This is a genomic window from Streptomyces sp. NPDC107521 (assembly GCF_055598485.1).
Map to the genome: position 1 here is coordinate 215,247 of NZ_JBVKAT010000003.1, position 24,722 is coordinate 239,968.

Annotated in this window: 19 protein-coding genes and 3 tRNA genes; 11 read left to right on the top strand and 11 right to left on the bottom strand. The window is 74.8% G+C overall.

All coding sequences use genetic code 11. The features are described 5' to 3' along the window. Positions 1–189 precede the first annotated feature (189 nt). Together ACZ7LB_RS06960 and ACZ7LB_RS06965 are read left to right on the top strand one after the other, a co-directional pair. The gene (locus tag ACZ7LB_RS06960; RefSeq protein WP_471465819.1) at positions 190–774 is read left to right on the top strand and encodes a hypothetical protein; all 585 of its coding nucleotides are present in this window, start codon (positions 190–192) and stop codon (positions 772–774) included. After that, positions 765–838: transfer RNA gene (locus tag ACZ7LB_RS06965), tRNA-Lys, on the top strand. Before ACZ7LB_RS06960 ends, ACZ7LB_RS06965 begins: the two co-directional genes overlap by 10 nt. 222 nt (positions 839–1,060) lie before the next feature. Here the strand turns inward: ACZ7LB_RS06965 and ACZ7LB_RS06970 are convergent. Beyond that, a complete protein-coding gene (locus ACZ7LB_RS06970) occupies positions 1,061–2,416 on the bottom strand; it encodes a M6 family metalloprotease domain-containing protein (protein ID WP_471465821.1) in 1,356 nt (451 codons plus the stop codon). Between the two features lie 332 nt (positions 2,417–2,748). On the opposite strand from ACZ7LB_RS06970, the gene ACZ7LB_RS06975 reads away from it, so the two are divergent. Beyond that, positions 2,749–4,734, top strand: coding sequence for a putative bifunctional diguanylate cyclase/phosphodiesterase (locus tag ACZ7LB_RS06975; protein WP_471465823.1), 1,986 nt, complete (start codon positions 2,749–2,751; stop codon positions 4,732–4,734). On the opposite strand, the gene ACZ7LB_RS06980 is transcribed toward ACZ7LB_RS06975, so the two are convergent. Together ACZ7LB_RS06980 and ACZ7LB_RS06985 are read right to left on the bottom strand one after the other, a co-directional pair. Further along, the gene (locus ACZ7LB_RS06980; RefSeq protein WP_471465825.1) at positions 4,710–5,810 is read right to left on the bottom strand and encodes an LLM class flavin-dependent oxidoreductase; all 1,101 of its coding nucleotides are present in this window, start codon (positions 5,808–5,810) and stop codon (positions 4,710–4,712) included. The two genes, ACZ7LB_RS06975 and ACZ7LB_RS06980, sit on opposite strands and share 25 nt — an antisense overlap. A 592-nt stretch (positions 5,811–6,402) precedes the next feature. Continuing rightward, on the bottom strand, positions 6,403–7,140 hold the full coding sequence (locus tag ACZ7LB_RS06985) for a maleate cis-trans isomerase family protein (protein WP_471465827.1): 738 nt from the start codon (positions 7,138–7,140) through the stop codon (positions 6,403–6,405). A gap of 196 nt (positions 7,141–7,336) precedes the next feature. Between ACZ7LB_RS06985 and ehuB the strand changes: the two genes are divergently transcribed. From ehuB to ACZ7LB_RS07010, 5 genes are all read left to right on the top strand, one after another. Then, positions 7,337–8,266: an ectoine/hydroxyectoine ABC transporter substrate-binding protein EhuB gene (ehuB, locus tag ACZ7LB_RS06990; protein ID WP_471465829.1), complete on the top strand. Its 930-nt coding sequence runs from the start codon at positions 7,337–7,339 to the stop codon at positions 8,264–8,266. Beyond that, on the top strand, positions 8,263–8,970 hold the full coding sequence (gene ehuC, locus ACZ7LB_RS06995) for an ectoine/hydroxyectoine ABC transporter permease subunit EhuC (protein ID WP_471465831.1): 708 nt from the start codon (positions 8,263–8,265) through the stop codon (positions 8,968–8,970). Before ehuB ends, ehuC begins: the two co-directional genes overlap by 4 nt. Then, positions 8,967–9,617 carry an ectoine/hydroxyectoine ABC transporter permease subunit EhuD gene (ehuD, locus tag ACZ7LB_RS07000; RefSeq protein ID WP_471465833.1) on the top strand — a complete coding sequence of 217 codons (651 nt, stop codon included), beginning with the start codon at positions 8,967–8,969 and terminating at the stop codon, positions 9,615–9,617. The genes ehuC and ehuD overlap by 4 nt, the downstream gene beginning before the upstream one ends. Further along, positions 9,607–10,392, top strand: a complete 786-nt coding sequence (gene ehuA / locus ACZ7LB_RS07005) for an ectoine/hydroxyectoine ABC transporter ATP-binding protein EhuA (RefSeq protein WP_471465835.1) — start codon at positions 9,607–9,609, stop codon at positions 10,390–10,392. The genes ehuD and ehuA overlap by 11 nt, the downstream gene beginning before the upstream one ends. A 209-nt stretch (positions 10,393–10,601) precedes the next feature. Beyond that, positions 10,602–10,675: transfer RNA gene (locus ACZ7LB_RS07010), tRNA-Lys, on the top strand. Positions 10,676–10,719: 44 nt separating this feature from the next. On the opposite strand, the gene ACZ7LB_RS07015 is transcribed toward ACZ7LB_RS07010, so the two are convergent. The 3 genes from ACZ7LB_RS07015 to ACZ7LB_RS07025 all read right to left on the bottom strand — a co-directional run bounded on the left by ACZ7LB_RS07015 (position 10,720) and on the right by ACZ7LB_RS07025 (position 14,517). Beyond that, on the bottom strand, positions 10,720–11,325 hold the full coding sequence (locus ACZ7LB_RS07015) for a lytic polysaccharide monooxygenase auxiliary activity family 9 protein (protein ID WP_161225803.1): 606 nt from the start codon (positions 11,323–11,325) through the stop codon (positions 10,720–10,722). Positions 11,326–11,895: 570 nt separating this feature from the next. Next, positions 11,896–13,161, bottom strand: coding sequence for an SPFH domain-containing protein (locus ACZ7LB_RS07020; RefSeq protein WP_471465837.1), 1,266 nt, complete (start codon positions 13,159–13,161; stop codon positions 11,896–11,898). Between the two features lie 57 nt (positions 13,162–13,218). Next, positions 13,219–14,517: a peptidoglycan-binding protein gene (locus tag ACZ7LB_RS07025; protein WP_471465839.1), complete on the bottom strand. Its 1,299-nt coding sequence runs from the start codon at positions 14,515–14,517 to the stop codon at positions 13,219–13,221. Between the two features lie 196 nt (positions 14,518–14,713). Between ACZ7LB_RS07025 and ACZ7LB_RS07030 the strand changes: the two genes are divergently transcribed. The 3 genes from ACZ7LB_RS07030 (at position 14,714) to glxA (ending at position 19,009) form a co-directional block, all read left to right on the top strand. Continuing rightward, positions 14,714–14,787 (top strand) — tRNA-Lys (locus ACZ7LB_RS07030). Positions 14,788–15,113: 326 nt separating this feature from the next. Continuing rightward, complete coding sequence (locus ACZ7LB_RS07035) at positions 15,114–17,075, top strand: glycosyltransferase family 2 protein (protein WP_471465841.1); 1,962 nt, start codon at positions 15,114–15,116, stop codon at positions 17,073–17,075. Next, on the top strand, positions 17,072–19,009 hold the full coding sequence (gene glxA / locus ACZ7LB_RS07040; RefSeq protein WP_471465843.1) for a radical copper oxidase GlxA: 1,938 nt from the start codon (positions 17,072–17,074) through the stop codon (positions 19,007–19,009). The genes ACZ7LB_RS07035 and glxA overlap by 4 nt, the downstream gene beginning before the upstream one ends. A gap of 72 nt (positions 19,010–19,081) precedes the next feature. Here glxA and ACZ7LB_RS07045 read toward each other — a convergent pair whose 3' ends face one another. From ACZ7LB_RS07045 to ACZ7LB_RS07065, 5 genes are all read right to left on the bottom strand, one after another. After that, the gene (locus tag ACZ7LB_RS07045) at positions 19,082–20,065 is read right to left on the bottom strand and encodes a glycoside hydrolase family 6 protein (RefSeq protein ID WP_471465845.1); all 984 of its coding nucleotides are present in this window, start codon (positions 20,063–20,065) and stop codon (positions 19,082–19,084) included. Positions 20,066–20,376: 311 nt separating this feature from the next. Then, entirely contained in the window at positions 20,377–21,126 is a 750-nt protein-coding gene (locus tag ACZ7LB_RS07050; RefSeq protein ID WP_471465846.1) for a class F sortase, read from the bottom strand. Between the two features lie 2 nt (positions 21,127–21,128). Beyond that, entirely contained in the window at positions 21,129–21,671 is a 543-nt protein-coding gene (locus tag ACZ7LB_RS07055) for a hypothetical protein (RefSeq protein ID WP_471465848.1), read from the bottom strand. 124 nt (positions 21,672–21,795) lie between these two features. After that, a complete protein-coding gene (locus ACZ7LB_RS07060; RefSeq protein ID WP_161225792.1) occupies positions 21,796–22,575 on the bottom strand; it encodes an HAD-IIA family hydrolase in 780 nt (259 codons plus the stop codon). Positions 22,576–23,247: 672 nt separating this feature from the next. Continuing rightward, positions 23,248–24,168: a hypothetical protein gene (locus ACZ7LB_RS07065; RefSeq protein ID WP_471465850.1), complete on the bottom strand. Its 921-nt coding sequence runs from the start codon at positions 24,166–24,168 to the stop codon at positions 23,248–23,250. Between the last annotated feature and the right edge of the window lie 554 nt (positions 24,169–24,722).

Below are 24,722 nucleotides of genomic sequence, written 5' to 3' on the forward strand. Positions count from 1 at the left end.
CCCGGCGCTGCCCGACCGTCTCGGCCCCGTTCCCCGGCCCCGCGGCGGACCCCGCGCCGTGCCTCGTGCCCCGGGCCGTACCACCAGGGCATATGCCAGGCGGGCACGATACCCCTCCCCCACGCCCTCTGTCCCGGTTTCCCGCAACACGGTGAAACGGTTCGCTTACCGACGGTAGATCTGGGCGGCATGAGCAGCACACGGAACGCCTCGGACCTCACCTCGGACGGCGCCGCCTGGCTGGCCTCGGCGGACCCCCGCGCCCGGCGCGCCCTCGCCTCGTGGCGGGAACGGCCCTCGGTCCCGGTCCCCCTCCCCTGCGGCCCGGTCTTCGACGTGGTGAGCGCCCCCACGCTGTTCGGCCGCCGGATGCTGGACCGGATGTGGGAGGAGGGCCCGGGCTCGGGGCCGGTGGCCGAGGTGCGCGGGCGTCTCCTGGTGTTCGCCGCCCCCGGCACGGCCCAGCGGCTGCCGTCGCTGCTGGAGTGGGAGGAGTGGGGCACCCGCGGCCGGGCGGGCGGCCGTACCGGCGGGGTCCCGCCCCTGCTGTGCCACGGCGTCGGCGACACGGTGACCGTTCCGGCACCGGAGGCCGGGACCGACCATCCCGGGGACCGCTGGCTGGTCGCCCCGGACACCCGGCGGCCGTGGCTGCCGGGCCCCGAGATCCTGCTCTGGGCGGCCGTGCGGGCGGCCCGCGCGGCGGTGCGGATTTCGATTTTTCCTCCCGCCGACCAGGGTGCTAAGGTCTACGACGTCAGCAGGCGCCGCTAGCTCAGTTGGTTAGAGCAGCTGACTCTTAATCAGCGGGTCCGGGGTTCGAGTCCCTGGCGGCGCACCGGCGAAAGCCAGGATTGACTGGCGAAGGGCGTTCTCGGTCTCCGGGAACGCCCTTCCTCATGTCCGGCCACGCTCCCGGGGACGCACTCCGCACCCGGCACGGCGCCCGGCACCCGGCCGGCACCCGGTACGGCGCCTCATCCCCCCTCGCGTTCCGCACCGCTCCCGCGCCCGCCCCGCCACCCGGGTCCGCCGCCCGTCCCGCACCTCATCCCCCGCCTCATCCCCGCCCCGGCGCCCCCGCCCCCGGGGTGATGCTCACCGTCCAGGCGCCCGAGGGGGTCCGCCCCTGCACCTCCACCCGCACACCGTCGCCGGGCACCGTGAAGCTCTCCCCGAGGCCGACCGGCGCGTCCGCCAGCGGCGGGTAGACCGAGTCCCGCCCACACGCCTCGGTGTGCGGATGGGCGTCGATCACCCGGACGGGCCCCGCGCCGGACTCCGTGCCCCCGCGCACCCGGTAGACCAGCACCCCCGCCCGGCAGGCCGCCGCGTCGTCGCCCACCGGACCGCGCGCCTCGAAGGCCAGCGCCGTGTCCGCCCCGGTGCGCACCACCGCCAGCTTGGTCCCCCGGCCCAGCCCGAACGACGGCGCGCCCGCGGCGCCCGCCACCGGCACCCCGGGCCCGGCGCCCAGCGGCTCCAGGGTGAGCCGGACCGGCCCGGTGCCGCGGACGCAGGCCACCTGCCGGGGCTCCAGCCAGCCCAGTTTCCACTTGTGCCAGCCGAAGAGGTCCGGGGCCAGTCCGAACTGGCTGCCCATGAGGTCCCAGTCGCCGACGTGGGTGTCCCAGTCCCCGTCGCCGTCGACCGGCCGCCGGTACAGGTCGGGCAGGTCGAAGACGTGACCGGTCTCGTGGGCCAGGACCAGCCGGTCCGGCGGATGGTCCTCGAACACGGTGACCACCCGCCGGATGTCGGCGCCGTCGGCCCGCAGCGGGGTGTCCAGGTTGACGACCTTCGTCGCGTCGGAGTCGACCCCGGGCGCGTCCGGGTCGGCCACGAAGTAGACGACGCCGTAGCGCCGGAAGTCCACGTGCGGGTCGGCCGCCGCCAGCGCGTCGCGCAGATAGGCGGAGCGGCGCCCGGGACTCCAGTCGCGCCGTATGGCGTAGGCCGTGGAGGGGCGGGGCATGGACACCCAGTGCCGCAGCGGGTGCGGACGGAGGGTGAACCTGCCGTAGGAGGCACGGCGGAAGAAGCCGGTGGTGGCCGGGAAGTGGTCGGCGGCCAGTTCCGCGGGCGTGGTCAGCGGCTGGGAGTCGGGGAAGGAGAGGAAGACCATCACCGCGTCCAGGGCGCGCGTGGGCCGCGGGTAGGCGGTGTTCCAGGTGGCCAGCCCCTCCGAGTGGTGGGCGGCGGTCCGCGCCAGCGCGCAGGGGTCCGGGGAGAACGGCCGGGCCTCCGCGGGGACGGTGATCAGGCAGGTCGCGGCGACCGCCGACAGGGCGGTGCACACCGCGGTCGTCCCGCGCAGCCGGGGCCCGAACACCCCCGGACCGGCCGGGCGGCGGCCCGCGCCGGGTGCCCCGGGGGCCTCGCGGACGGGTCGCCTCAGGGGACGCTGGCGGGGCACGGGGACCTCCGGATGCGGCTCGCGGGAACACCGCACCCAGCTTGTGCATATTTGTCATATCGCGCCCTGTTCGCCTGAACCGGACGGGTGAGCGAGTCGTCATCCCTCCGGTGCCCGCACGGAGCGTCACCCGATTGCACTCACGGATCGTCACAACTGGTCGGAGGCGTAAAGCGGCAGTCCACGCACGGACACAAACGGTCCGCGGTGAAGATCACCCGGCCCTCGGGGCGGTACGGCGGCTGGAAGGCCGGAAGGCCAGCCTCTATGATCGGCACACTTTCCTGCACGGACAGATACGAACAGAGATCGAGGCACTGCGGGAGCGAGCGGTGAGCGGAACGTCCGAAGGGCCGGCGCCCGCGGCAGACCTCTACCGGTCAGCCGCCACAGCCGTCACGGTAAGTGACGAGGACCTGGCTACAGGTACGGACACCACGGGACGCGCGGAGCCCGGAGCGGGCGCGGAGCCCCCGGGCGCCGCGGTGCCCGGGGGCCCGCGGCCGTCGGTGCCGCCGCCCTGCGCGGGCGGCGCGCCGTACCGTTCCGTCTTCACCGCAGCGCCGCTCGCCATGGCCGTCGTCGACCCCGAGGGCCTGGTGGTCAGCGCCAACGACACCCTGGGCGCCCTGCTCGGCACCGACCCGGCGGGGCTGCCCGGGAGGGCCGCCGCCGACCTCGTCGACCTGGCCTCCGACGCCGGCACCTGGCACGCCTACCGCGAGGTGCTGCGCGGCGACCGCTCCCGGATGCGCTGCACCCGGCGGCTGAAGCGGGCCGACGGCCACGCGCTGTGGGCGCAGGTGACGCTCTCGCCGCTGAACCCGTCCGGCGAGACGCCCGGGCTGCTGCTCTCGGTCGCGGACATCAGCGCCCGGCGCGAGCTCCAGGCCCGGCTGCGCCACCTCCAGATGCACGACCCGGTGACCCGGCTGCCCAACCGCGCGCTGTTCTTCGAACGCCTCACGGCCGCGCTGGAGAACGACGGCTACGAGCACGGCGGCACCGGCCGGATCGGCCTGTGCTACCTGGACCTGGACGGCTTCAAGGCGGTCAACGACACCCTGGGCCACCGGATCGGGGACCGGCTGCTGGCCGCCGTCGCCGAACGGCTCGCGCGCTGCGCCGAGCAGGCCGCCCACGCCCGCTCCGGCGCCCCCCTGGTGGCACGGCTGGGCGGGGACGAGTTCGCGCTGCTGGTGGCGGACTCCACCGGCACCGAGCAGCTCGCGGACCTCGCGGAGAGCGTGCTGGCCGCGCTCCAGGAGCCGTTCGAGATCCGCGACCGGCGGCTGTCGGTCACCGCCTCCGTCGGCGTCGTCGAGCGGCACACGGCCGGGACCACGGCGACCGCGCTGATGCAGGCCGCCGACACCACCCTGTACTGGGCCAAGGCCGACGGACGGGCCCGCTGGACCCTCTTCGACCCCGAGCGCAACGCCCACCGGATGACCCGGCAGGCGCTGGCCGCCACCCTGCGCCCGGCCATCGACCGGGGCGAGTTCGCCCTGGAGTACCAGCCGCTGGTGGGCATGGAGGACGGCCGGGTCCGGGGGGTGGAGGCGCTGATCCGCTGGAACCACCCCCAGTTCGGCGTCCTGGCGCCGAATCGGTTCATCGCACTGGCGGAGGAGGACGGTTCAATCGTTCCCCTGGGCCGCTGGATCCTGCGTACCGCCTGCTCACAGGCGCGCCGCTGGCAGTTGGCGCACCCCGGCGAACCGCCGATCTTCGTCAGCGTCAACGTGGCCGTCCGCCAGGTGTGGGACTCGGACCTGGTGGCGGACGTGGCCGCGGTCCTGGAGGAGACCGGCCTCGCCCCCGGGCTGCTGCAGCTGGAGCTGACCGAGTCCGCGGTGATGGGCTCGGCCGGCCGGCCGCTCCAGGTGCTGAAGGCGCTCAGCGACATGGGCGTGCAGATCGCCATCGACGACTTCGGCACCGGCTACTCGAACCTGGCCTACCTCAGCCGGCTGCCCGTGTCGGCCCTGAAGCTGGACGGCGCCTTCGTGCGGGGCTTCCAGTACGACGGCGCCGGGGCGGGCGGGGGCCCGGCCGACGGCACCGCCCGCGCGGCGAGCCCGGCCGACGAGGTGATCGTCGAGGCCATGGTCCAGCTCGCCCACCGCCTGGGCCTGACGGTCACCGCCGAGTGCGTGGAGACCTCGGACCAGGCGTCACGGCTGCGCCGCATCGGCTGCGACACCGGGCAGGGCTGGCTGTACTCCCGCCCGGTGGCGCCGGACCGGATCTCCGCGCTGCTGGCCGCCGCCGGGCCGGGCGCGGCCGGGGTTCAGGCCGGCGTCGGCAAGCCGTAGGCGTCGGCGATCAGCTCGTAGGAGCGAAGCCGCACGTCCGGGCCGTGCGCGTTGGCGGTGAGCATCAGCTCGTCGGCGCCGGTGCGCTTCTGGAGGAGGTCCAGTCCGGCGCGCACCTCGTCGGGGGTGCCGTGCACCACGTTGGCGTTCCAGGACGTGACGAAGTCCCGCTCCACCGGGCTGAAGTCGTACGCCTCCGCCTCCTCGGGCGTGGGGACCAGGCCGGGGCGGCCGGTGCGCAGCCGGACCATGTTCAGCGCGGCGGCGAGCACCTGGCGGCGGGCCTCCCGCTCGTCGTCGGCGGCCAGCGCGGAGACGCCGATCAGGGTGTGGGGGGCCTCCAGGACGGCGGACGGGCGGAAGGACTCGCGGTACAGGTCCAGCGCCGGGACGGTGTTCTGGGCGGAGAAGTGGTGGGCGAAGGCGAACGGCAGCCCGAGGGTGCCGGCCAGCCGGGCGCTGAACCCGGACGACCCCAGCAGCCAGACCGGCGGCCGGTGCGGGGACTGGACGCCCCCGGGGGAGGTCGCCTGGACGGGGCCGGGGACGGCGTGGATGCGGCTGTAGGGGTGCCCGTCGGGGAACCCGTCGTCCAGGAACCGGATCAGCTCCGCGAGCTGCTGGGGGAAGTCGTCGGCGCCCTCGTGGAGCCGCTCCGTGCGGCGCAGCGCGGCGGCGGTGGCGCCGTCCGTGCCGGGCGCCCGGCCGAGGCCGAGGTCGATCCGGCCCGGGGCCATGGCCTCCAGCGTCCCGAACTGCTCGGCGATCACCAGGGGGGCGTGGTTGGGCAGCATGACGCCGCCCGAGCCGAGCCGGATCCGGCCGGTGTGCGCGGCGAGATGGGCGAGGATCACCGCGGGCGAGGAGGAGGCGACGCCGGGCATGGAGTGGTGCTCCGCCACCCAGTAGCGGTGGAAGCCCCGGGACTCGGCGAGGCGCGCGATGCGGACGCTGGTGCGCAGGGCGTCGCTCGCGGTGTACCCGGCGCCGACGGTCACCAGGTCCAGCACGGAGAGGGGGACCGGCGCGGTGCCGTGGGCGGTGCCCCGGATCTCCTCTGCGGCGTCTGCGGCCATGACGGGATGCCTCCTGTGGGTACGGCGGGTGGTACGACGGACACTGCGCGGGCAACGGGGGCGCGGGCCGGGATATTCCCGCCGGGGCCCGGGCGCGGGGCGGCCGCGGGTCCGCGCGGCACGGCGTGTACCGGTGGCCGGCGGGCTCCGCACCGATGGGCGGGCGCCGTCGGCGCGGTGCCGTCCCCCGGCGCGGGGAGGGGCGGGGAGGGGCGGCGGCGGGGCCCCGTGGGCGCTCCCGGCCGGGGCGGCGGTGGGGCGCTCGGGGGGCCTTGGGGCGTGCGCCGGGGGCTCGCCCGGGCTCCGGGTCCGCAGGGGTACCACCGGCGTACGCCACGCGTTTTCCGGACAATATGCCGGGTGCGCTCCCTCTCCGGTCCGGGGCCCCGGCGCCGCGCCGCGCGCCGGGGGCGCCCCCGGCGCGCCGCCGCGCGCGGGCGGCGCCCTCACCCGCCCCGGTACGCCCGCTCCACGGGCGCGGGCACCCCGTCTCCCGACCGCGGTCGGGCCGTCACCGGGCCGCGGTCGGGCCGCCTCCCGGCCGTGTCCGCCCCCTGTCCCCCTGTCCCCCTGGCCGGTCCCGGCCGGCGGCTCAGGCCTGGACGAGCGGCTCGCGGGTGAAGAGGGCGCCCAGCCGGGGGGCGTTGACCCGGCGGTCGGACAGGCGCAGGGCCTCCCAGACGGCCACCTGGTTGGCGGTGAGCACGGGCTTGCCCAGCTCCTTCTCCAGCTCCGGGATGTGCGCCACCGTGGGCAGGGCGTTGTCCGGCAGCAGGACCGCGTCGGCCTCGGGGTGGTCGGCGGCCCGCGCCATCTCCATGATCCGCTCCGCGCCCCAGTCGCCGGCCGCGGCCCCGGCGGCGGTGAGCGGGCCGAAGCCGGCGACGGACGTCACGTCCAGGCCCCCGGCGCGCAGGAAGTCGGCGAACAGCTCCGCCACGTCGTCGGTGTAGGGCGCGCCGACGGCGACCCGGGGGGCGCCGATCTCCCGGGCCGCGTGGGCGAAGGCGAAGGAGGTGGAGGAGGCCGGCATCCCGGCCGCGCGGGCGAGGGCGCGCACCTGCTCCCGCGCGCCCTGCCAGCCGTGCACGAAGCCGCCGCTGGTGCAGGCCCACACCACCGCGTCGGCGCCGGACAGGCGCAGCTCCTCCACACCGGCCGTGATCCGCTCGGGGGTGCCCAGCTCCCGCAGGGCGTCCACCTCGTGGGCGTCCTGGTCGATGTCGGTGTGCACCAGATCCACCCGGACATCGCCGCCCAGCAACTGCTCCATCCGCGGATAGTCGTCCTCGCCGAGGTGACCCGGGTACAGGAATCCCAGTGCTGTCATGTCCGCCCTTCCGCTCTCGTCCGCGTCCCGCGGGGCCGGTGCCCCGGCGCGGTCCCAAGGGACGGGTACCCCGTCGGCGCGACCGCGCCCCACTCCGTCCCCGGGTCGGCCGAGATGCCCCGTACGGGGACCGGGCCGCCGCACCGGACCGGAAAGGACCGGCATAACCCGTTCGGCTCCGGGTAGCTGCGCGGCCATGGCTCCACCACACAGAACCCCGCCATGGGGAATATCCGTCCGAGAACCAACGAGTCCGGGACCCGCCCGCCGGACGCTGCTCGCGGGGGCGGCGGCGCTCGGCGCGCTGGGGGCGGCCGGCTGCTCCCGGGTGGCCTCCGCGTCGAACGTGGAAGGGGGCGACCTGCTCGGCCGCCTGCGGGCCCAGGGGGTCGCCCGGCTCGGCATCGCGGGCGAGATCCCCTTCGGGTACATCGACCGGAACGGTGAGCTGACCGGCGAGGCGCCGAAGCTCGCGGAGGTCGTCTTCAAGCGCCTCGGGGTCGACCGGGTGCAGCCGGTGCCGACGGAGTTCGGCTCCCTCATACCGGGGCTCGCCTCGCAGCAGTTCGACGTCGTCGCGGCCGGGATGTACATCAACCCGGACCGGTGCGCGCAGGTGATCTTCTCGGACCCCGACTACCAGATGCTCGACTCCTTCATCGTGCGCAAGGGCAATCCGCTCGGTCTGCACGACTACCGGGACGTCGTGGAGAAGAAGGCCCGGTTCGCCACCGGCACCGGCTACGCCGAGATCGCCTACGCGGTGGAGGCCGGGTACGAGGAGGACGACATCCTGATCGTCCCCGACCAGGTGGCCGGTCTCAACGCCGTCGAGGCCGGGCGCGTGGACGTCTTCGCGGGGACGGCGCTGACCACCCGCGAGGTGGTCAGGAAGTCCGGGAAGGCCGAGGCGACGGAGGCGTTCAAGCCGCTCGTCGACGGCGAACCGCACGTCGACGGGGGCGGCTTCGCCTTCCGGCCGACGGAGACCAACCTCCGGGACGCCTTCAACGGCGAGCTGCGCAAGCTCAAGCGGAGCGGTGAACTGCTCCGGATCCTGCGGCCGTTCGGGTTCACCGAGGACGAGATGACCGATCTGACCGCGAAGGAGCTGTGCGGCGGATGACTTCGGGACTCTGGGAACTCGTATGGCGGGGCGTCTGGGTCACGGTCCAGCTCCTCTTCTTCAGCGCGCTGCTGGCGACGGCGGTCTCCTTCGTGGCGGGCGTCGCGCGCACCCACCGGCTGTGGATCGTCCGCTTCCTCGCGGGCTTCTACACCGAGGTGTTCCGCGGCACCTCCGCGCTGGTGATGATCTTCTGGGTGTTCTTCGTGCTCCCCCCGGCCTTCGGCTGGCAGCTCGTCCCGATGTGGGCGGGCACGCTGGCGCTGGGCCTGACCTACGGGGCGTACGGCTCGGAGATCGTGCGCGGCGCGCTCGGCGCGGTCGATCCGGCGCAGCGGGAGGGCGGCATCGCGCTGAGCTTCACGCCCTGGCAGCGGATGAGGCTGATCCTGCTGCCGCAGGCGGTGCCGGAGATGATCCCGCCCTTCTCCAACCTGCTGGTGGAGCTGCTCAAGGGCACCGCCCTGGTGTCGGTCATGGGCATGGGTGACCTGGCGTTCAGCGGCAACCTGGTGCGCCTGGCGCTCCAGGAGAGCGCGGAGATCTACACGTACGTCCTGCTGCTCTACTTCGTGATCGCGTTCCTGCTGACGCGGGGGATGCGCGGTCTGGAGAAGCGGCTGAAGGCGGGTGTCGGCAGGACGGCGTCGGGGAGCGGGTCCGCCCCCGCCGCCGAGCCGGCCGGGGCCGGAGGTGTCCGATGACCTGGGACTGGAACGCGGTCTCGGAGTTCATGCCGCACCTCTGGGACGGACTGCTGGTCACCCTGCAGATCCTGGTCCTGGGGTCGCTGATCTCCTTCGCGCTGGGCCTGGTGTGGGCGCTGCTGATGCGGGTGCCGTCCCGCTGGGTGACCTGGCCGGTCGGTGTGGTCACGGAGTTCGTCCGCAACACCCCGCTGCTGGTGCAGCTCTTCTTCCTGTTCTACGTGCTGCCCGAGTGGGGACTGACGTTCTCCGCGCTGACCACGGGCGTGGTCGGCATCGGTCTGCACTACTCGACGTACACGATGCAGGTCTACCGGGCCGGGATCGAGGCGGTGCCGGCCGGCCAGTGGGAGGCCGCGACGGCGCTGAACCTGCCGCTCGCCCGGACGTGGACCGCGGTGATCCTGCCGCAGGCTGTCCGCCGGGTGGTGCCCGCCCTCGGCAACTACGTGATCTCGATGCTGAAGGACACGCCCCTGCTGATGGCGATCACGGTGCTGGAGATGCTCGGCGAGGCACGGTTGTTCTCGCAGCAGAACTTCCAGTTCACCGAGCCCCTGACGGTGATCGGCGTGGCCTTCGTCATCGTCTCCTACCTGGCCTCCCTTGCCCTGCGAGCCCTGGAGCGACGCCTTGCCCACTGACACCCTCCCCCATCCCGAGAAGAGTCCCGAGCGCCGTTCCGGCGAGCTGATCCGGCTGGAGGGGGTGACCAAGCGGTTCGGCGACAACACCGTCCTCGACCACCTGGACTTCTCCGTCGACGCGGGCCGGCACGTCACCCTGATCGGCCCGTCCGGCTCGGGCAAGACGACGATCCTGCGGCTGCTGATGACCCTGCTCAAGCCCGACGAGGGCACGATCACCGTCGACGGGCAGCCGCTGCACCCGGCCGGCGAGAAGCAGCGGCGCGAGGTCCGCAAGCGGATCGGCATGGTCTTCCAGCAGTTCAACCTGTTCCCGAACATGAGCGTGCTGCGGAACATCACCGAGGCGCCGGTCACCGTGCTGGGCATGTCCCGGGACGAGGCGGTGGAGCGCGCCAGGGGGCTGCTGGACATGGTGGGCCTGGCCGACAAGTGCGATGCCCGCCCGGCCCAGCTCTCCGGCGGCCAGCAGCAGCGGGTGGCCATCGCCCGGGCGCTGGCGATGCGGCCCAAGGTGCTGCTGCTGGACGAGGTGACCTCGGCGCTCGACCCCGAGCTGGTCGCGGGCGTGCTGGACCTGCTGCGGGACATCGCGCGCAGCACCGACATCACCATGCTGTGCGTGACCCACGAGATGAACTTCGCCCGGGACATCTCGGACCAGGTCCTGATGTTCGACTCGGGCCGGGTCATCGAGGCGGGTCCACCGGAGAAGATCTTCAGCGAGCCGGAGCACAACCGGACCCGGGAGTTCCTGAGCGCGGTGCTCTGACCCCGCACGGGACGGCCCCGCGCCCCCTCGGCGTGCGCGGGGCCGTCCCGGGGCCGCGCGCTCGCCCGCCCGGGGGCAGCGCGGCGGGGCCCCCGGGCGGGACCCGCCCGGGGGCGGGAGGGCGGGCCGCGGGGTGGTCGGGAGCACCCCCCGGGAGCGGGTAGTATTTTTCCTGTCGCCGAACGCGGGAAGCGGACGGCGGGAGTCATGCGCCGCTAGCTCAGTTGGTTAGAGCAGCTGACTCTTAATCAGCGGGTCCGGGGTTCGAGTCCCTGGCGGCGCACAGATGAGGGCCCCTCGCACACGCGAGGGGCCCTCGTTCGTTGCTCAGAACTTCACGTCCGAGCAGGCGTAGAACGCGTTGCCCGTGTCCGCGATCGTCCACACCGCGAGGATCACGTGGTGCCCGCTCAGCCCGGTCGGCAGGGTGCCGCTGTGGGAGAGGGTGGCCGGGGGCTGCTTGCCGCCGTAGGGCACGGTGAAGAACGGGGTGAGGTTGAGGTCGGAGCGGGACAGGTTGTGGTCCTGGTTCCAGCCCGGCTTGGTGACGTAGTACTTGAAGTCCGTGGTGGCGTGCCGCGCGGTGAACTGCCAGCGGAAGGAGTAGCTCTGGCCGCCGTTCACCTGGGTGGTGGGCCAGTCCTGGCCGTTGGGCCGCTTGGGGCTGTCGAGCGGGGCGAACCCGCCGCGGCCCGCGGAGCAGATCCGGCCGTCGGCCGGTCCGGCGGCCGGGAACCCCTTGGGGCCCTCGACGCTCTGCGGCTCCCACTGGATTCCGCCGCAGCCGGTGACGGTGCCGTTCTGGCAGAGCTTCTGGCGGCTGATGGGCGAGTCGGTGTAGCCGTGACCGGTGGCGCCGCCGGAGGAGAGGAGGAGGGCCCCGGTGGTGGCCATGCCCACCGCGGCGGCGTACATCTTGGTCCTTGTGCGCATACTGCTGCTCCTGTGACGTGGGGGAAGTGCAGTGAGGCGTTGCATGCTGGTCTAGACCAAGACTCAGGTTATGGGCGCGAGTTGAACATGTCCATACCAAAAAAAGGGAAACGGTACGGGGGTGCCCGGCGGGCCCCTTCCCGGTGTTCCGGGGCCGTCCGGAGCCTCCTCGCCGGACAGGCCGGAGCCGCCCCGCCGAGCCGTTCGGAGCCGCCCCGCCGGGGATGCCCGGCGGCCGGAGGACCGGGGAGCCGCTTCGCCCGGGGGCGGGGAAGCCCACCGTCCGGGAGGCCGCGCGCCGGGGCCGGGAGAGCGGGCGGGCCGCCTCTCCGGGGGTCCCGAGACCCACGGCCGAGCCAGGCCCGGGAGATGCGGGAGGTGCGGGAGGTACGGAAGCCGGGGCCGTTCCGGAGCGCCGGGCGGGTCGGTCCCCTCCGCCGCCCGGGTCCCCGTAAAGGCTCCAGCCCCAGTCCCAGTTCCAGTTCCGGGAGCTGGTCCGCCCGGTGGAGCGGGTCCGCCCGGTGGAGCGGGGTCACCCGGAGGGCCGGCCCGCCCCGGGAGCGGCTCCGCTCACACTCCCGGCTCGGCGCGGCCCGCGCAGAACGCCACCGTCAGGTCCTTCACCAGCGCCTTCCGCTCGTAGTCGTCCAGCTCGACCAGCCCCCGCACCGTCAGCCGGGTCACCGTGTCCTCCACCGAGTCCACCACCGAGGACAGCGCGCGGGCCCGCCGGGCCGCGTCCAGCTCGGCGATCCGGCGCCGGTGCATCACGGCGGCCACCTCGGGGGCGTACTCCACCCGCACCGGCCGCACCGAGAACACCTCCAGGCCGACCGCCGCCGCGTCCGCCGCCACCAGCCGGGTCAGCGCCTCGCCGGCCGGGTCCGCCGTGCCGCGCGCCGCGCCCGGCGGGTCCACCGGGACCCGGGCCAGGGCCGCCTCGACGCACTCCGCCAGATACGCCTCGTGGTCGTCGACCCCCAGCACGGCCCGCGCGGTGTCCCGCACCCGCCACACCACCAGGGTCACCACGCGCAGCGCCACCCCGTCGCCGTCCGCCGCGGGCACCGGCTCGCCGCGCCAGTGCCGCAGCCGCACGTCGACCCGGCGGCGCAGCAGCAGCGGGTTGACCCAGAGCAGGCCGGTGCGGCGCACCGTGCCCCGGTAGCGGCCGAACAGGCCGAGCACCCAGGCCCGCCCGGTGCGACCGCGGGCCAGCCCGCCGAAGCCGAACAGCCCCAGCGCCCCGGCCGCCGCGTACGCGGCCCACTGGGCCGGGCCGAGCCCCGCCCCCGCGAACGCGGGCAGACCGGAGGCGGACACCACCGGCGGCGGCAGCACCCCCGCCCACCAGGAGGTGACCGCGCAGCCCGCCGCCCCGCAGATCCCGGCGGCCACCCCGGCCGCGCCGGGCAGCACCCGCGCCGGGTGCTCCGCCGGGCCGGGAGCGACCGCCGCCGCCGGGCGGGGCGGCGGCGCGGCGGGGCGGCGCAGCCGGGGCTGCTCCCCCGTGCCCAGGCGGCGGCCGACGACCGCCGGGCGCAGCGGCACCGGGGCGGGGACGGGGTCGTCGCGGAAGAGGAGGTGGACGGGGATCTCGGTGGTGGCCTCGTTGTGGATCAGCCGCACGGGCCGGGCGGCGGCCCCGTCCACGGGGAGCGCGCCGGGCCCGGGCACGGCGGCGCCGCCCGGGACGGCCGCGGTGGCCGCGGGCGGCCCGGCGGGGGCGGCGGGGGCGGCGGCCGGCGCGGCCGGAGGAGCGGGCGGGGGGACGGGGGTGGTCGGGGGATCGGGGGTGGGGACGGACGGGGGGATCGATGACGGGGTCGTGCTCATGCGTGCTCCAGCCTCCGCGCCAGACGCGTCATGGACGGGTGATCACCGGGCGGGCGGTCAGGAGAACAGCCGCCGCCAGGTCTCCGGGCCGGGACGGCCGTCCGCCGCGCCGCCGCGCCAGCCCTGGGCGCGCTGGAACGCCTCGACGTTGCGGCGGTCCGCCTCGCTCCAGCGCGGTCCCGGCCCGGTCGTGTAGTGCCTGCCGTATCCCTTCCTCACCAGTTGTCGCCCCAGCCGGGTGATGTGGTCGCCGGCGGCGCCGGGGCGGAAGTGGTCCCGGCCCGGGTAGCCGGGCACCCCGGGCGCCGCGGCGGGGGCGGTGGCGTCCCGGCCGCCGCCCGTCACCAGCAGCCGCCAGGTGGCGGGGCCGGGGAGCCCGTCGGCGTCCGCGCCGCGCCAGCCCTGGGCCCGCTGGAAGGCCCCGGTCGCCGCGCGGTCGGCCGCCGTCCAGCGCGGGCCCGGCCCCGAGGTGTAGTAGCCCCTGGCGCCGCGGGCGACGAGCATCCGGCCCAGCTCGGTGATGTGCGCGTTGACGGCGCCGGGCCCGAAGGCCGGGGCCCCCGGGTAGGCGGCGCGGGACGGGGCGCCGCCGGTGGTGGTGGCGGCGGCGACGCCCTTGTAGCGGTAGGGGACGTACTGCGCCGAATTGCTCCAGTAGGCGTACGGCGTGGTCTGCCGGCGGGTGCCCGGCGGGGTCTGCTCGTAGCCGGTGTAGTGGGTGCGGGCGGCGTCGGTCCAGCCGCCGAAGATCACCACGTGGGAGCCGTTCTGCGGGTCGGCCGCATTGTGGAAGAGGAGGATGTCGCCGGGCTGGAGTTCGTCCCGGGAAATGCGGTCCGCGAATGCCGCGAGGCTTCCCGTCCATTCGTTCGCGGGAAGGTTCCAGGCCATCGACACATAGCCCGAGCAATCCTGCCGGTAACCGTCCGACCAGTGGGCCGTGGTGCTGTAGGGGACTTTCGCGGCGACCCATTTCTCGGCCCGTTGGATGATCTCGGCGCGGGTGGTGGCGGGCAGCGCGGCGCTCGCGGTCTGCACCGCCGGGAGCCCCGCCGTCCCGAACAGCGGGCCCCGCGGCCCCTGCCCCGTGGCACCCTCCCCGGGCGCGGGGACACCGGGCGGGGCGGGCGTCCAGGCGGCCGGGACCGCCGCCGCCGGGACGGTGCCGAGGACGGCCCCGGCGGTCGCCGCGGCGGCCACGACCAGCACCGGACGGGCCGCGGGCCGGCCGGGGAGGCGGCCGGCGGGGGCCCCCGGAAGGGCCCGGCAGCCCCGGCAGCCGCAGTCCCCCGCCGGTTCGAATTCCTCGAACACCGGAACTCCGGAAACCGTCTTCCCGAATACCGGATTCTCCATGCGATTCCCCTCGCTCCCGCCGGAAAAGTCCGCGTGAAAAGCATCGCGGCCACTCACCCGGGCAGTTTCTCAACTGTCTTCCTCACGCGCATGTTGACGGTCCGAATGATGTACGGCGGGTGCCGTCCGGGGGAGGCGGCCGGGGCGTCGGTCCGGAGCACCCCCCGGCGTCGGGTAGGGTTGTCCGGGTCGGCAGGCGCCGCTAGCTCAGTTGGTTAGAGCAGCTGACTCTTAATCAGCGGGTCCGGGGTTCGAGTCCCTGGCGGCGCACGACGACCGAAGGCCCCTCGCGACCACGAGGGGCCTTCGGCATGCGGGGCCGACGGGCGCCTTGCGATCATGACCGCGGCCGTAGAACCCTGTGTCGTTCGGGGGGAGCCGGACCCGGGCCGGGGGCGGGATCGCGCCATGCGACGCATACCACTGCAACCGGTCGGCGCTGTTCCAGGTCTGGATAAAGTGTGGATGCCGTGGTGACGGCAGTGCACCACTGAGGCGACTGCGGCGGCTGAGGGGACCCGGACCCGGGCAGTCGCGGCAAGCGCACACGGAGCAAGCGACGAATCACGCGCGGACCGCGTGTGGGGGGATGACTCATGACCTCGACGCCGTCGGGCGCCGGAGACGACCGGACCGACCCGTCCCACACCACCCGGCTCAGGGTGGTGTCGCCCCGGAGCGGGAACACGGGTTCCTTCCGGCGAATAAAGAAGACACTGCCCAAGTACGACTACGAGCACTACAGCCGGCTCGCGGGCCCCCTCACCCAGCCCGATCCGCACCGGCCGTACCGGGTGCGCTACCGCTCGCTGCTCTCCCAAGAGCCGCACCGCCTCCGCGTCGCCCTGATGCTGGTCGCGGCCCCCCTGCTGTCGGTGGTGCTGCTGGTCTGGCTGCTCCAGCCCCGGCACTGGACCGAGCGCGACTACCCGTCCTTCGCCTGGCTGCCCGCCCTCGACATCGTGATGCTCGTCTCCATCGGTCTGATCGAGCTGTTCCGCTGTCTCAACGTGCTCTCCAACGCGCACGCCACCCTGGTCGCCCGCGACCCCGTCCCGGTGGTGCCCGAGACCGGCACCCGCGTCGCCTTCCTCACCTCCTTCGTGCCCGGCAAGGAGCCGCTGGAGATGGTCACCCGGACCCTGGAGGCGGCCGTGCGCATCCGCCACCGGGGCACGATGCACGTCTGGCTGCTCGACGAGGGCGACGACCCCGCGGTCAAGGAGGTCTGCGCCCGGCTGGGCGTGCACCACTTCTCCCGCAAGGGCGTCGCCCGGTGGAACCGGCCGAGCGGCCCGCACCGCGCCAGGACCAAGCACGGCAACTACAACGCCTGGCTGGACGCGCACGGCGACGCGTACGACTTCTTCGCCTCCGTCGACACCGACCACGTGCCGCTGCCCAACTACCTGGAGCGGATGCTCGGCTTCTTCCGCGACCCGGACGTCGGCTTCGTCATCGGCCCCCAGGTCTACGGCAACTACGACAACCCGATCACCAAGGCCGCCGAGTCCCAGCAGTTCCTCTTCCACGCCCTCATCCAGCGGGCGGGCAACCGCTACGGCGCCCCGATGTTCGTCGGCACCTCCAACGCGGTGCGCATCACGGCGCTCAAGCAGATCGGCGGCCTGTACGACTCGATCACCGAGGACATGGCCACCGGGTTCGAGATGCACCGCCACAAGAACCCGGCCACCGGCCGCAGGTGGCGCTCGGTCTACACCCCGGACGTGCTCGCCGTCGGTGAGGGGCCCAACGCCTGGACGGACTTCTTCACCCAGCAGATGCGCTGGTCGCGGGGGACGTACGAGACGATCCTCAAGCAGTACTGGAAGGGCTGGTACTCGCTGCCGCCGAGCAAGCTCTTCAACTACACGATGATGATCATCTTCTATCCGATGTCGGCGCTGAACTGGCTGCTCGCCGCGGTGAGCTGCGCCCTGTTCCTGGGCGCGGGCGCCTCGGGCGTCAACATCGACCCGGTGGTCTGGCTGATGCTCTACGGCAACGCCTCCGCCCTCCAGATCGGCCTGTACGTCTGGAACCGGCGCCACAACGTCTCCCCGCACGAGCCGGAGGGCTCCGGCGGCGTGGCCGGCATGGTCATGTCCGCGCTCTCCGCGCCGCTGTACGCCAAGGCGCTGATCGACGCGGCGCTGCGCCGCAAGAGCAAGTTCGTGGTGACGCCCAAGGGCGACTCCGCGAGCCCGGACACCCTGTTCGGCACCTTCCGCTACCACTGGTACTTCATCGCGGTCTTCGGCGGCTCCATCGCCGCCGGTCTGGTCCTCGGCCACGCCCATCCCGCGATGATCGTCTGGGCGGCCTTCGCGCTGCTGATCACCGCCTCCCCGATGTTCGCCTGGCGGCACTCCCTGCGGGAGGCGAGGAAGAAGCCCTCCGCGGCGGCTCCCGCGGAGCCGCGTGCCGAGAGGCCGGACACGGCGCCCGCGGGGACGTACGCGCCGCGACCGCAGTCCCCCCGGACCGGACCGGCCGGCGGGGACGACGAGACCATGCAAATCGCCCTGGGCGGACTTGGGGGACGTAAGGAATGAAGGACCGTGCCGGCCGCCGCCGGGCCCGTCGCTTCGCGATAGGCACGGCGGTGGTAGTCGCGCTGGCCGGGATGAACGGGCCGTGGCTCTACCGCTTCGGAACCGCGCAATACCACCAGTACAAGATCAACAAGCCGGAGTACAAGGCCGCCAACGGCAAGTGGGAGATCGTCGAGTTCCCCGAGCAGTACCGGCAGAACACCATCCACGCGGCGCTGCTGCACACCGGCAAGGTGCTGCTCGTCGCCGGGTCGGGCAACAACCAGGACAACTTCGACCGCAAGAAGTACGACACCCGGATCTGGGACCCCGCCAACGGGACCATCAAGAAGGTGCCGACGCCCAGCGACCTGTTCTGCACCGGCCACACCCAGCTCGCCAACGGCAACCTGCTGATCGCGGGCGGCACCAAGCGGTACGAGAAGCTCAAGGGCGACGTCACCAAGGCCGGCGGCCTGATGATCGTCCACAACGAGAACCCGGACAAGCCGATGACCCTGCCCGCGGGCACCAGGTTCACCGGCAAGGAGAACGGCAAGACCTTCGTCTCCAAGGACCCGGTGCTGGTGCCGCGCGCCGAGAAGGTCTTCGACAAGGGGACCGGCGCGTTCCTGCGCAACGACCCCGGCTACGGCCGGATCTACGTCGAGGCCCAGGAGAGCGGCTCCGAGCACGAGACGGGCACCGAGGACAACTACCGCATCGGGGGCCTCACCGGCGCCGACGCCCGCAACACCTACGGCATCGCGCAGAAGCTCGCCCTCGACAAGAAGGACTTCCAGGGCATCCGGGACGCCTTCGAGTTCGACCCGGTCGCCGAGAAGTACATCAAGGTCGACCCGATGAACGAGGCCCGTTGGTACCCGACGCTCACCACCCTGAGCGACGGCAAGGTGCTCAGCGTCTCCGGCCTCGACGACATCGGCCAGCTCGTCCCGGGCAAGAACGAGGTCTTCGACCCCGGCACCGGGAAGTGGACCTACACCGACACGGTCCGCCAGTTCCCGACGTACCCGGCGCTGTTCCTGATGCGGAACGGCAAGGTCTTCTACTCGGGTTCCAACGCCGGGTACGGCCCGGACGACGTCGGCCGCGACCCGGGCGTGTGGGACGTGGAGTCCAACCGGTTCACCGAGGTCCCCGGACTGAGCGACCCCGACATGCTGGAGACGTCCGGCACGGTGCTGCTGCCGCCCGCGCAGGACGAGCGGTACATGGTGATCGGCGGCGGCGGGGTCGGCGAGTCCCGGCTCGCCAGCGAGAAGACCCGCATCGTCGACCTGCGGGCCGACGAGCCCCGGTTCGAGGACGGCCCCTCGCTGGCGAAGGGCACCCGCTACCCGCAGGCGTCGATCCTGCCCGACGACAGCGTCCTCGTCTCCGGCGGCTCCGGGGACTACCGGGGCCGCGGCGACTCCAACATCCTGGAGGCCCGTCTCTACCGCCCGGGCGGCAACGCCTTCGACCGGGTCGCGGACCCGCTGGTGGGCCGCAACTACCACGCCGGGTCGATCCTGCTGCCGGACGGGCGCGTGATGTTCTTCGGCTCGGACTCGCTCTACGCCGACAAGGCCAACACCAAGCCGGGCCGGTTCGAGCAGCGCGTCGAGATCTACACCCCGCCGTACCTGTACCGGGATACGCGGCCCGATCTCGCGGGCGGTCCGCAGACCGTCGAGCGGGGCGGCACGGCGACGTTCACCTCGCGGGCGGCGTCGACGGTCACGAGGATGCGGCTGATCCGGCCGAGTGCCTCGACCCATGTGACCGACATCGACCAGCGGTCCGTCGCGGTGGACTTCACCGCCGAGGGCGACCGGCTGACCGTGACGGTGCCCCGGGGCAAGAACCTCGTCCAGTCGGGCTGGTACATGCTGTTCGCCGTCGACGGCGACGGGACGCCGTCCAGGGCGCAGTGGGTGCGCGTGCCGTAGGGCGTGCGCGCGGAGCACGGGGAGGGGGCGCGGCCGGCCGGCCGCGCCCCCTCCCGCCGTCCGCCCGGCGGTTCAGCCGGTGTCCCCGGTCCTCGCCAGCTCCAGGGCGTACTCCTGCCACCACTCGCCCGCCTTCGGGCCGCCCTTGCACTCGCCGTCCGACTCGCCGGGCCGCTTGATCCACAGATAGGCGTCGACCAGGGGGTCGGCGGTGCGGACCGTCGGCGCCTCGCCGAGGGCACGGCCCGGGGGGTTGCACCAGCGCTCGGCGGGGTCGCCCCCGTCGTAGGGGCCGTTGCCGTTGCGGCTGGTGTCGAGGACGAAGGGCTTGCCGCCGACCCGTGCCGAGAGCCGCTTGCCGTAGGCGATGGACTCCGACGTGCCGTAGTAGTTCGAGACGTTGACCGCGAAGCCGTCGGCCCGGCCGACGCCCGCCCGGGTCAGCGGGCCGTGGATCTGGTCGGGGTGGCCCCAGCCGGCGTTCCCGGCGTCCAGGTAGACCTTGGTGTTCCCGAGCGTCTTCAGGGTGGTGACGGCGCCCCTGAGCAGTTCGTAGCGCTCCCCGTGGTATTCCTCGGGGGTGCAGCCGTCCACCAGGTGCAGCACCGCGTCCGGTTCCAGGACCACGGTGGCCGGGCGGTCGCCGATGCCCCGGGCGACGGCGTCGACGAAGGCGCGGTAGGCGTCGCCGTCGGCGGCCCCGCCGCGCGAGTACTGGCCGCAGTCGCGGTGCGGGATGTTGTAGAGGACGAGCAGCGCGGTGCGTCCGGCCCGCTCGGCGGCCTCGGTGAAGTCGCGGGCCCGCTCCTCGGGGTTCTCCGGGCCGATCCACTCGCCGGTGGGCTGCTCCGCTATCCGGCGTATCCGCCCGGCGTCCTCCTCCCGGCCGGACTTCTCCAGCTCCGCCACCCGCTGGGCGGCGGTGCTGTCCGGGTTGACCCAGTAGGGGGCGGTCTCCTCGGGCCGCTGGGTGATCCCCGCGTCCGCCCCGTCCGCGCCGCCGGACGACGAGCACCCGGCGAGCAGCAGCGCCGCCCCGAGCACCGCTGCGGACATCCGTCCCGCCGACGCCGTGCCCCGCCGCCTGCCGCCGTTCATCCAACCCCCCGCGCGCCGTCCCGAGTGCCCAATCCTGGCATACGGGCCCGACGGGCCGTCGGGGCCGGGTCCGCCGGGGGCCGGGACGCCGGGCGCCGCACGGGCGCGGCGGTCCAGGGTCTTTCGTTCGGGCCGGATCGGGGAGCGGGGTCCGGCGCCGTGCGTCGCGAGGCGGAGGAGGGAGCCGGGGCGGAGCCCCGGTGACCGACGCCAACGCGGCGAGGTGGGTGCCAGGGCCCGCGAGCCCGGCATGATCCGGACGAGAGGCCCTAGGCGGCCCTGCCGGGCGGCGGCGCGGGGTCGGCGGCGGTGAGGTAGGCGGAGACGACGACGTTGGCGGTGTAGGCGCGGGCGGTGCGGTCGTAGGTGCCGCCGCAGGTGATCAGCCGCAGTTCGGCGCGGCCCTCGGCGCGGGGGCCGTACGCCTGGCGGGCGTCGAAGCCGTCGCGGTCCAGGACGCGGACGTCGTCGACGGTGAACTCGGCGACCCCGGCGTCGCCGCGGACCACGCGGATCGTGTCGCCGGGTTCCAGGGAGGAGACCCGGTAGAAGACGGCGGGCCGGGTCTCGGTGTCGACGTGGCCCACGATCAGCGCGGTGCCCGCCTCCCCCGGGGTGACGCCCGGGGAGTACCAGCCGACGGTGCCGGGCAGGTCGAACGGCGGGGGCTCGACGGCGCCCGCGGTGTTCAGGCCGCGGGCCATCACGGGGGCCCGGACGTCGAGGCCGGGGATCTCCAGCCGCTGCGGCACCGCGTCGCCGAGTGGCGCGCGGGCCGGGGGCAGGGCGACGCCGGGGGGCCGTCCGGCCGCCGCCATGTCGCCGGTGGCCGGGCGGAACGGGCCGCCGGGGAGCCCGGCGCCGTCCCGGCCCCAGAGCCAGAGCCCGAGCAGCAGCACCACCCAGGCGACACCGGTCACCACCCGGCCGGAGCGGGCGGGGGCGGTTCCCGGGGTGCCCGGTCCGGCGGCGGCCGGTCCGTCCGGTGCGGGGGCCGCCGGGGGGCGGGGGCCTGGCACGGTCAGCGCGTCCCGCGCCGGCGGCCGCGCAGTCCGCGCAGGGCGACGGCGAGCGCGGCGAGGCCGCCGAGGGCGAGACCGGTCACGGTGTGGGACGTGCCGGGGCCGTCGGCGCGGGCACCGTCACCGGCGTCCGCGGCGGCCAGCCCGGCGGTGCCGCCGCCGCCCGCGTCGACGGGGGCGACGGGGGTGGCGGAGCCGGTCGGCCGGTGCCGCGGTTCGGTGACGGTGAGGGTGCCCTGGCGGGCCCGGTCGCCGCAGGTGACGCGGACGGCGTAGACACCGGCCGACACCGAGGTGCGGACCCGGCTGGAGCCGGTCAGCACGCCGTCCCGGGCGGTCAGGGTGAGCCGTACGTCCGATTCGAACGCCGCCGACACCGCGACGGCCGTCCGCTCGGTGCAGCCGGGCACCCGGAGCGTGACGTCGCCGCCGGGTGCCGGGGAGGAGGGGGTCACGGAGACCCCGTCCGCGGCGTGCGCGGGGGTGGTGAGCAGCGCCGCGAGCGCGGCCGCGGCACAGAGAGTGACCTTCGTTGAGCCCATCGTGCACCTCCAGTCATCTGGAGGCTCCCCCGACCGCCCGGCCGCCGCATCCGGTACGGGGGCTTCGCTGGGCCGAACGGGTGCGGTCGCGGGCCCCCGGGTTTCGGGGCCCGCGACCGGGGGTTCAGACGAGGCCGACGATGTCCTCGATGGAGTCGACCACGTGGGACGGTCGGTAGGGGAAGTCCTCGACCTGCTCGGGCCGGGTCAGCCCGGTGAGCACCAGGAAGGTCTGCATGCCCGCCTCGATGCCGGCCAGCACGTCGGTGTCCATCCGGTCGCCGATCATGGCGCTGGCCTCGGAGTGCGCGCCGATGGCGTTGAGCCCGGTGCGCATCATCAGCGGGTTGGGCTTGCCCGCGAAGTACGGCTGCTTGCCGGTCGCCTTGGTGATCAGCGCGGCCACCGCGCCGGTCGCGGGCAGCGGGCCCTCGGTGGAGGGGCCGGTCTCGTCCGGGTTGGTGCAGATGAACCGGGCGCCGCCGTTGATCAGCCGCACCGCCTTGGTCATGGCCTCGAAGGAGTAGGTGCGGGTCTCGCCGAGCACCACGTAGTCGGGGTCGTGGTCGGTGAGGATGTACCCGATGTCGTGCAGCGCGGTGGTGAGACCGGCCTCGCCGATGACGTACGCCGAGCCGCCGGGCCGCTGGTCGTCGAGGAACTTGGCGGTGGCCAGCGCCGAGGTCCAGATGGCCTCGACCGGCACCTCCAGGCCCATGCGGCGCAGCCGGGCGTGCAGATCGCGCGGGGTGTAGATCGAGTTGTTGGTGAGCACGAGGAACGGCTTGCCGGACTCGCGGAGCCTCTTGATGAAGGCGTCGGCGCCGGGGATCGGGACGCCCTCGTGGATGAGCACCCCGTCCATGTCGGTGAGCCATGACTCGATGGGCTTGCGGTCTGCCATGTGCGGGATCTCCTGCCGTACGCGGTCCTGCCTGCGCCCCAGCCTAGACAGAGCCGGATCTTGAGGGAACGGTGCGGGTCCTGTGAGCCTTCGGCGCACAGGGGGCGACGCGGGGGTGACCGGCCGGTGGCGGGGCGGGGACGGAGGGCGGGGACCGCGGCTGGTCCGGCCGTCGGGGCGGCGGGGTCCGTTAGCGGGGCGGGGTCCGTCGGCGGGCGGGGGACGTGGGGTGTCCGGCGCCGGGGCGTGCGGGTGCCGGGGCCGGGGGGCCGATTGCCGGGGCTGGGGACCGTGTGCCGAGGAGCCGGAGGGGCGGTGGCGAAGGTGCGGGGGCGGGGGCGGGGGCGGGGGCGGAGGCGGGCTTCGCACCGGGGTCGTCCTGCGCGGGAGGGGGCGGAAGCGGGTGGCGGTCCGCGGTGTCCGCGCCCGCGTGGCGTCGGAGGTTCGCGGTGGCGGAGCCGTGCGGCCGTCCTCCTCGCGGACGGTCCGCCCGGACGGGCCCGTGGGACGGCCCGCGTGGGCGGCGTCCTCGGCCGGAGCCGGGGCCGGGACGTTCCTCGGGGCGCCGCCCCGGCCGACCGGTGCCACAGGAGGACGGCCGCCGGACGGGACCGGAACCGCCGGAGCTCGGCGGCGGCCGGGGCGGCGGCGTTCCGGGGGGTGGTACCGGGGTCAGCGGCGTCGGCGGGCGAGCAGGACGGCCGTGGCACCCGCCGCGACCAGGAGGGCACCGGCGGCCGGCGCCGCGCCCGCACGGCGCGTTCCGGTGCGGGCGAGTTCGTCCGCGAAGGGGAGCCCGGCGCCCGGGAGGTCCGGGGTGGAGGCGACGGAGGGGGCGATCGGGTCGCCGTCCCGGGCGGCGGCCTCCGTCCCCTCGACGCGGAAGCGGTAGTCGTTGGAGCGGCCGATCCACTCGCCGTCGTCGCCGCGCCGCTGGACGACGGCCGCGGTCGCGGTGACCTCGTTGGGCAGGGTGCCGGGGGCGACGGCGAGCCGCAGCCTCACGGTGACGGTCCGGCCGGACGGGACGGTGAAGCCGGGGAAGGGCGCGTCGGCCCGTCCGTCCTCGGAGGTCCCGCCGTCCCCGGGGGTCCCGCCGTCCCCGGGGGTCCCGCCGTCCCCGGGGCCCTCGCCGTCGAAGGGGCCGATCAGTTCGTCCCGGTCGGTGGCGCGGAAGGCCACGGGGTACGCGCGGGCACCGTCCTCGAACTCCAGCCGGGGCTGGGACGGGGTCAGCGCCCGCCGCTCGTCGACGAGGACCAGCACGGGGTGCACGCCCTCGCAGGAGCGGGAGGTGGTGTTGGTGAGGTCCAGGTACCAGACGGCGGGTCCGCCACCGGGCCGGTAGCCGTCGGGCCCGCCGCGCAGCCGTGCGGTGAGGGGGAAGCCGCGGTCCCCGGACGCGGCGCAGGCCGGCAGCGGGGCGAGGGGGGCCGGATCGGCGGGGGCCCGGGTGCGGGGAGCGGCGGAGACGGGAGCGGCGGTGGCCGCGGCGACGGAGGCGGTGGCGAGGGCGGCGAGGAAAGCGGCTGCCGTCGGCCGGCGGAGGGGCGCCGCGGACCGGCGGGGGGACGGGGACGTGAACAGTCGCATAAGACCATGAGCATCCCGTGGGACCGCGAGGGGCGGGACCGCCGTTCGGGGCAGGCCCCTCCAACGGCCCCGCCCCACCCCACGTTCGGCGCACCCGTGTTGCGCCCGGGGCCCGGCGCGGGAGGGCGGGCCGGGAGACCACGGGACCGCTTCCGGGGCAGCGACGGAGCCCCGGGGCCTGAACGGGCCCCACCCACGAGGCGGATGGACGGGACACCGAAGACGCAACCCCAGGGGCCCGGAGGACCGGACCGAGGCACCGGCGGGCGGGCGGACGGGCGGACGGGGCGACCGAAGGCGTGGGCCGGGACCACGACCGGAGCCTCCGCCGGAGCGGCCGGGCCGGGCTGGGGTCGGCGGAGGTCAGGAACGGCGGGCGGCAGCCGGAGGCGACAGGCCGGGCAGCGGGGCGGCAGCCGGAGGCGACAGGCCGGGCAGCGGGCGACAGCCGGAGGCAACAGGCCGGGCAGCGGGCGACAGCCGGAGGCAACAGGCCGGGCAGCGGGCGACAGCCGGAGGCAACAGGCCGGGCAGCGGGCGACAGCCGGAGGCGG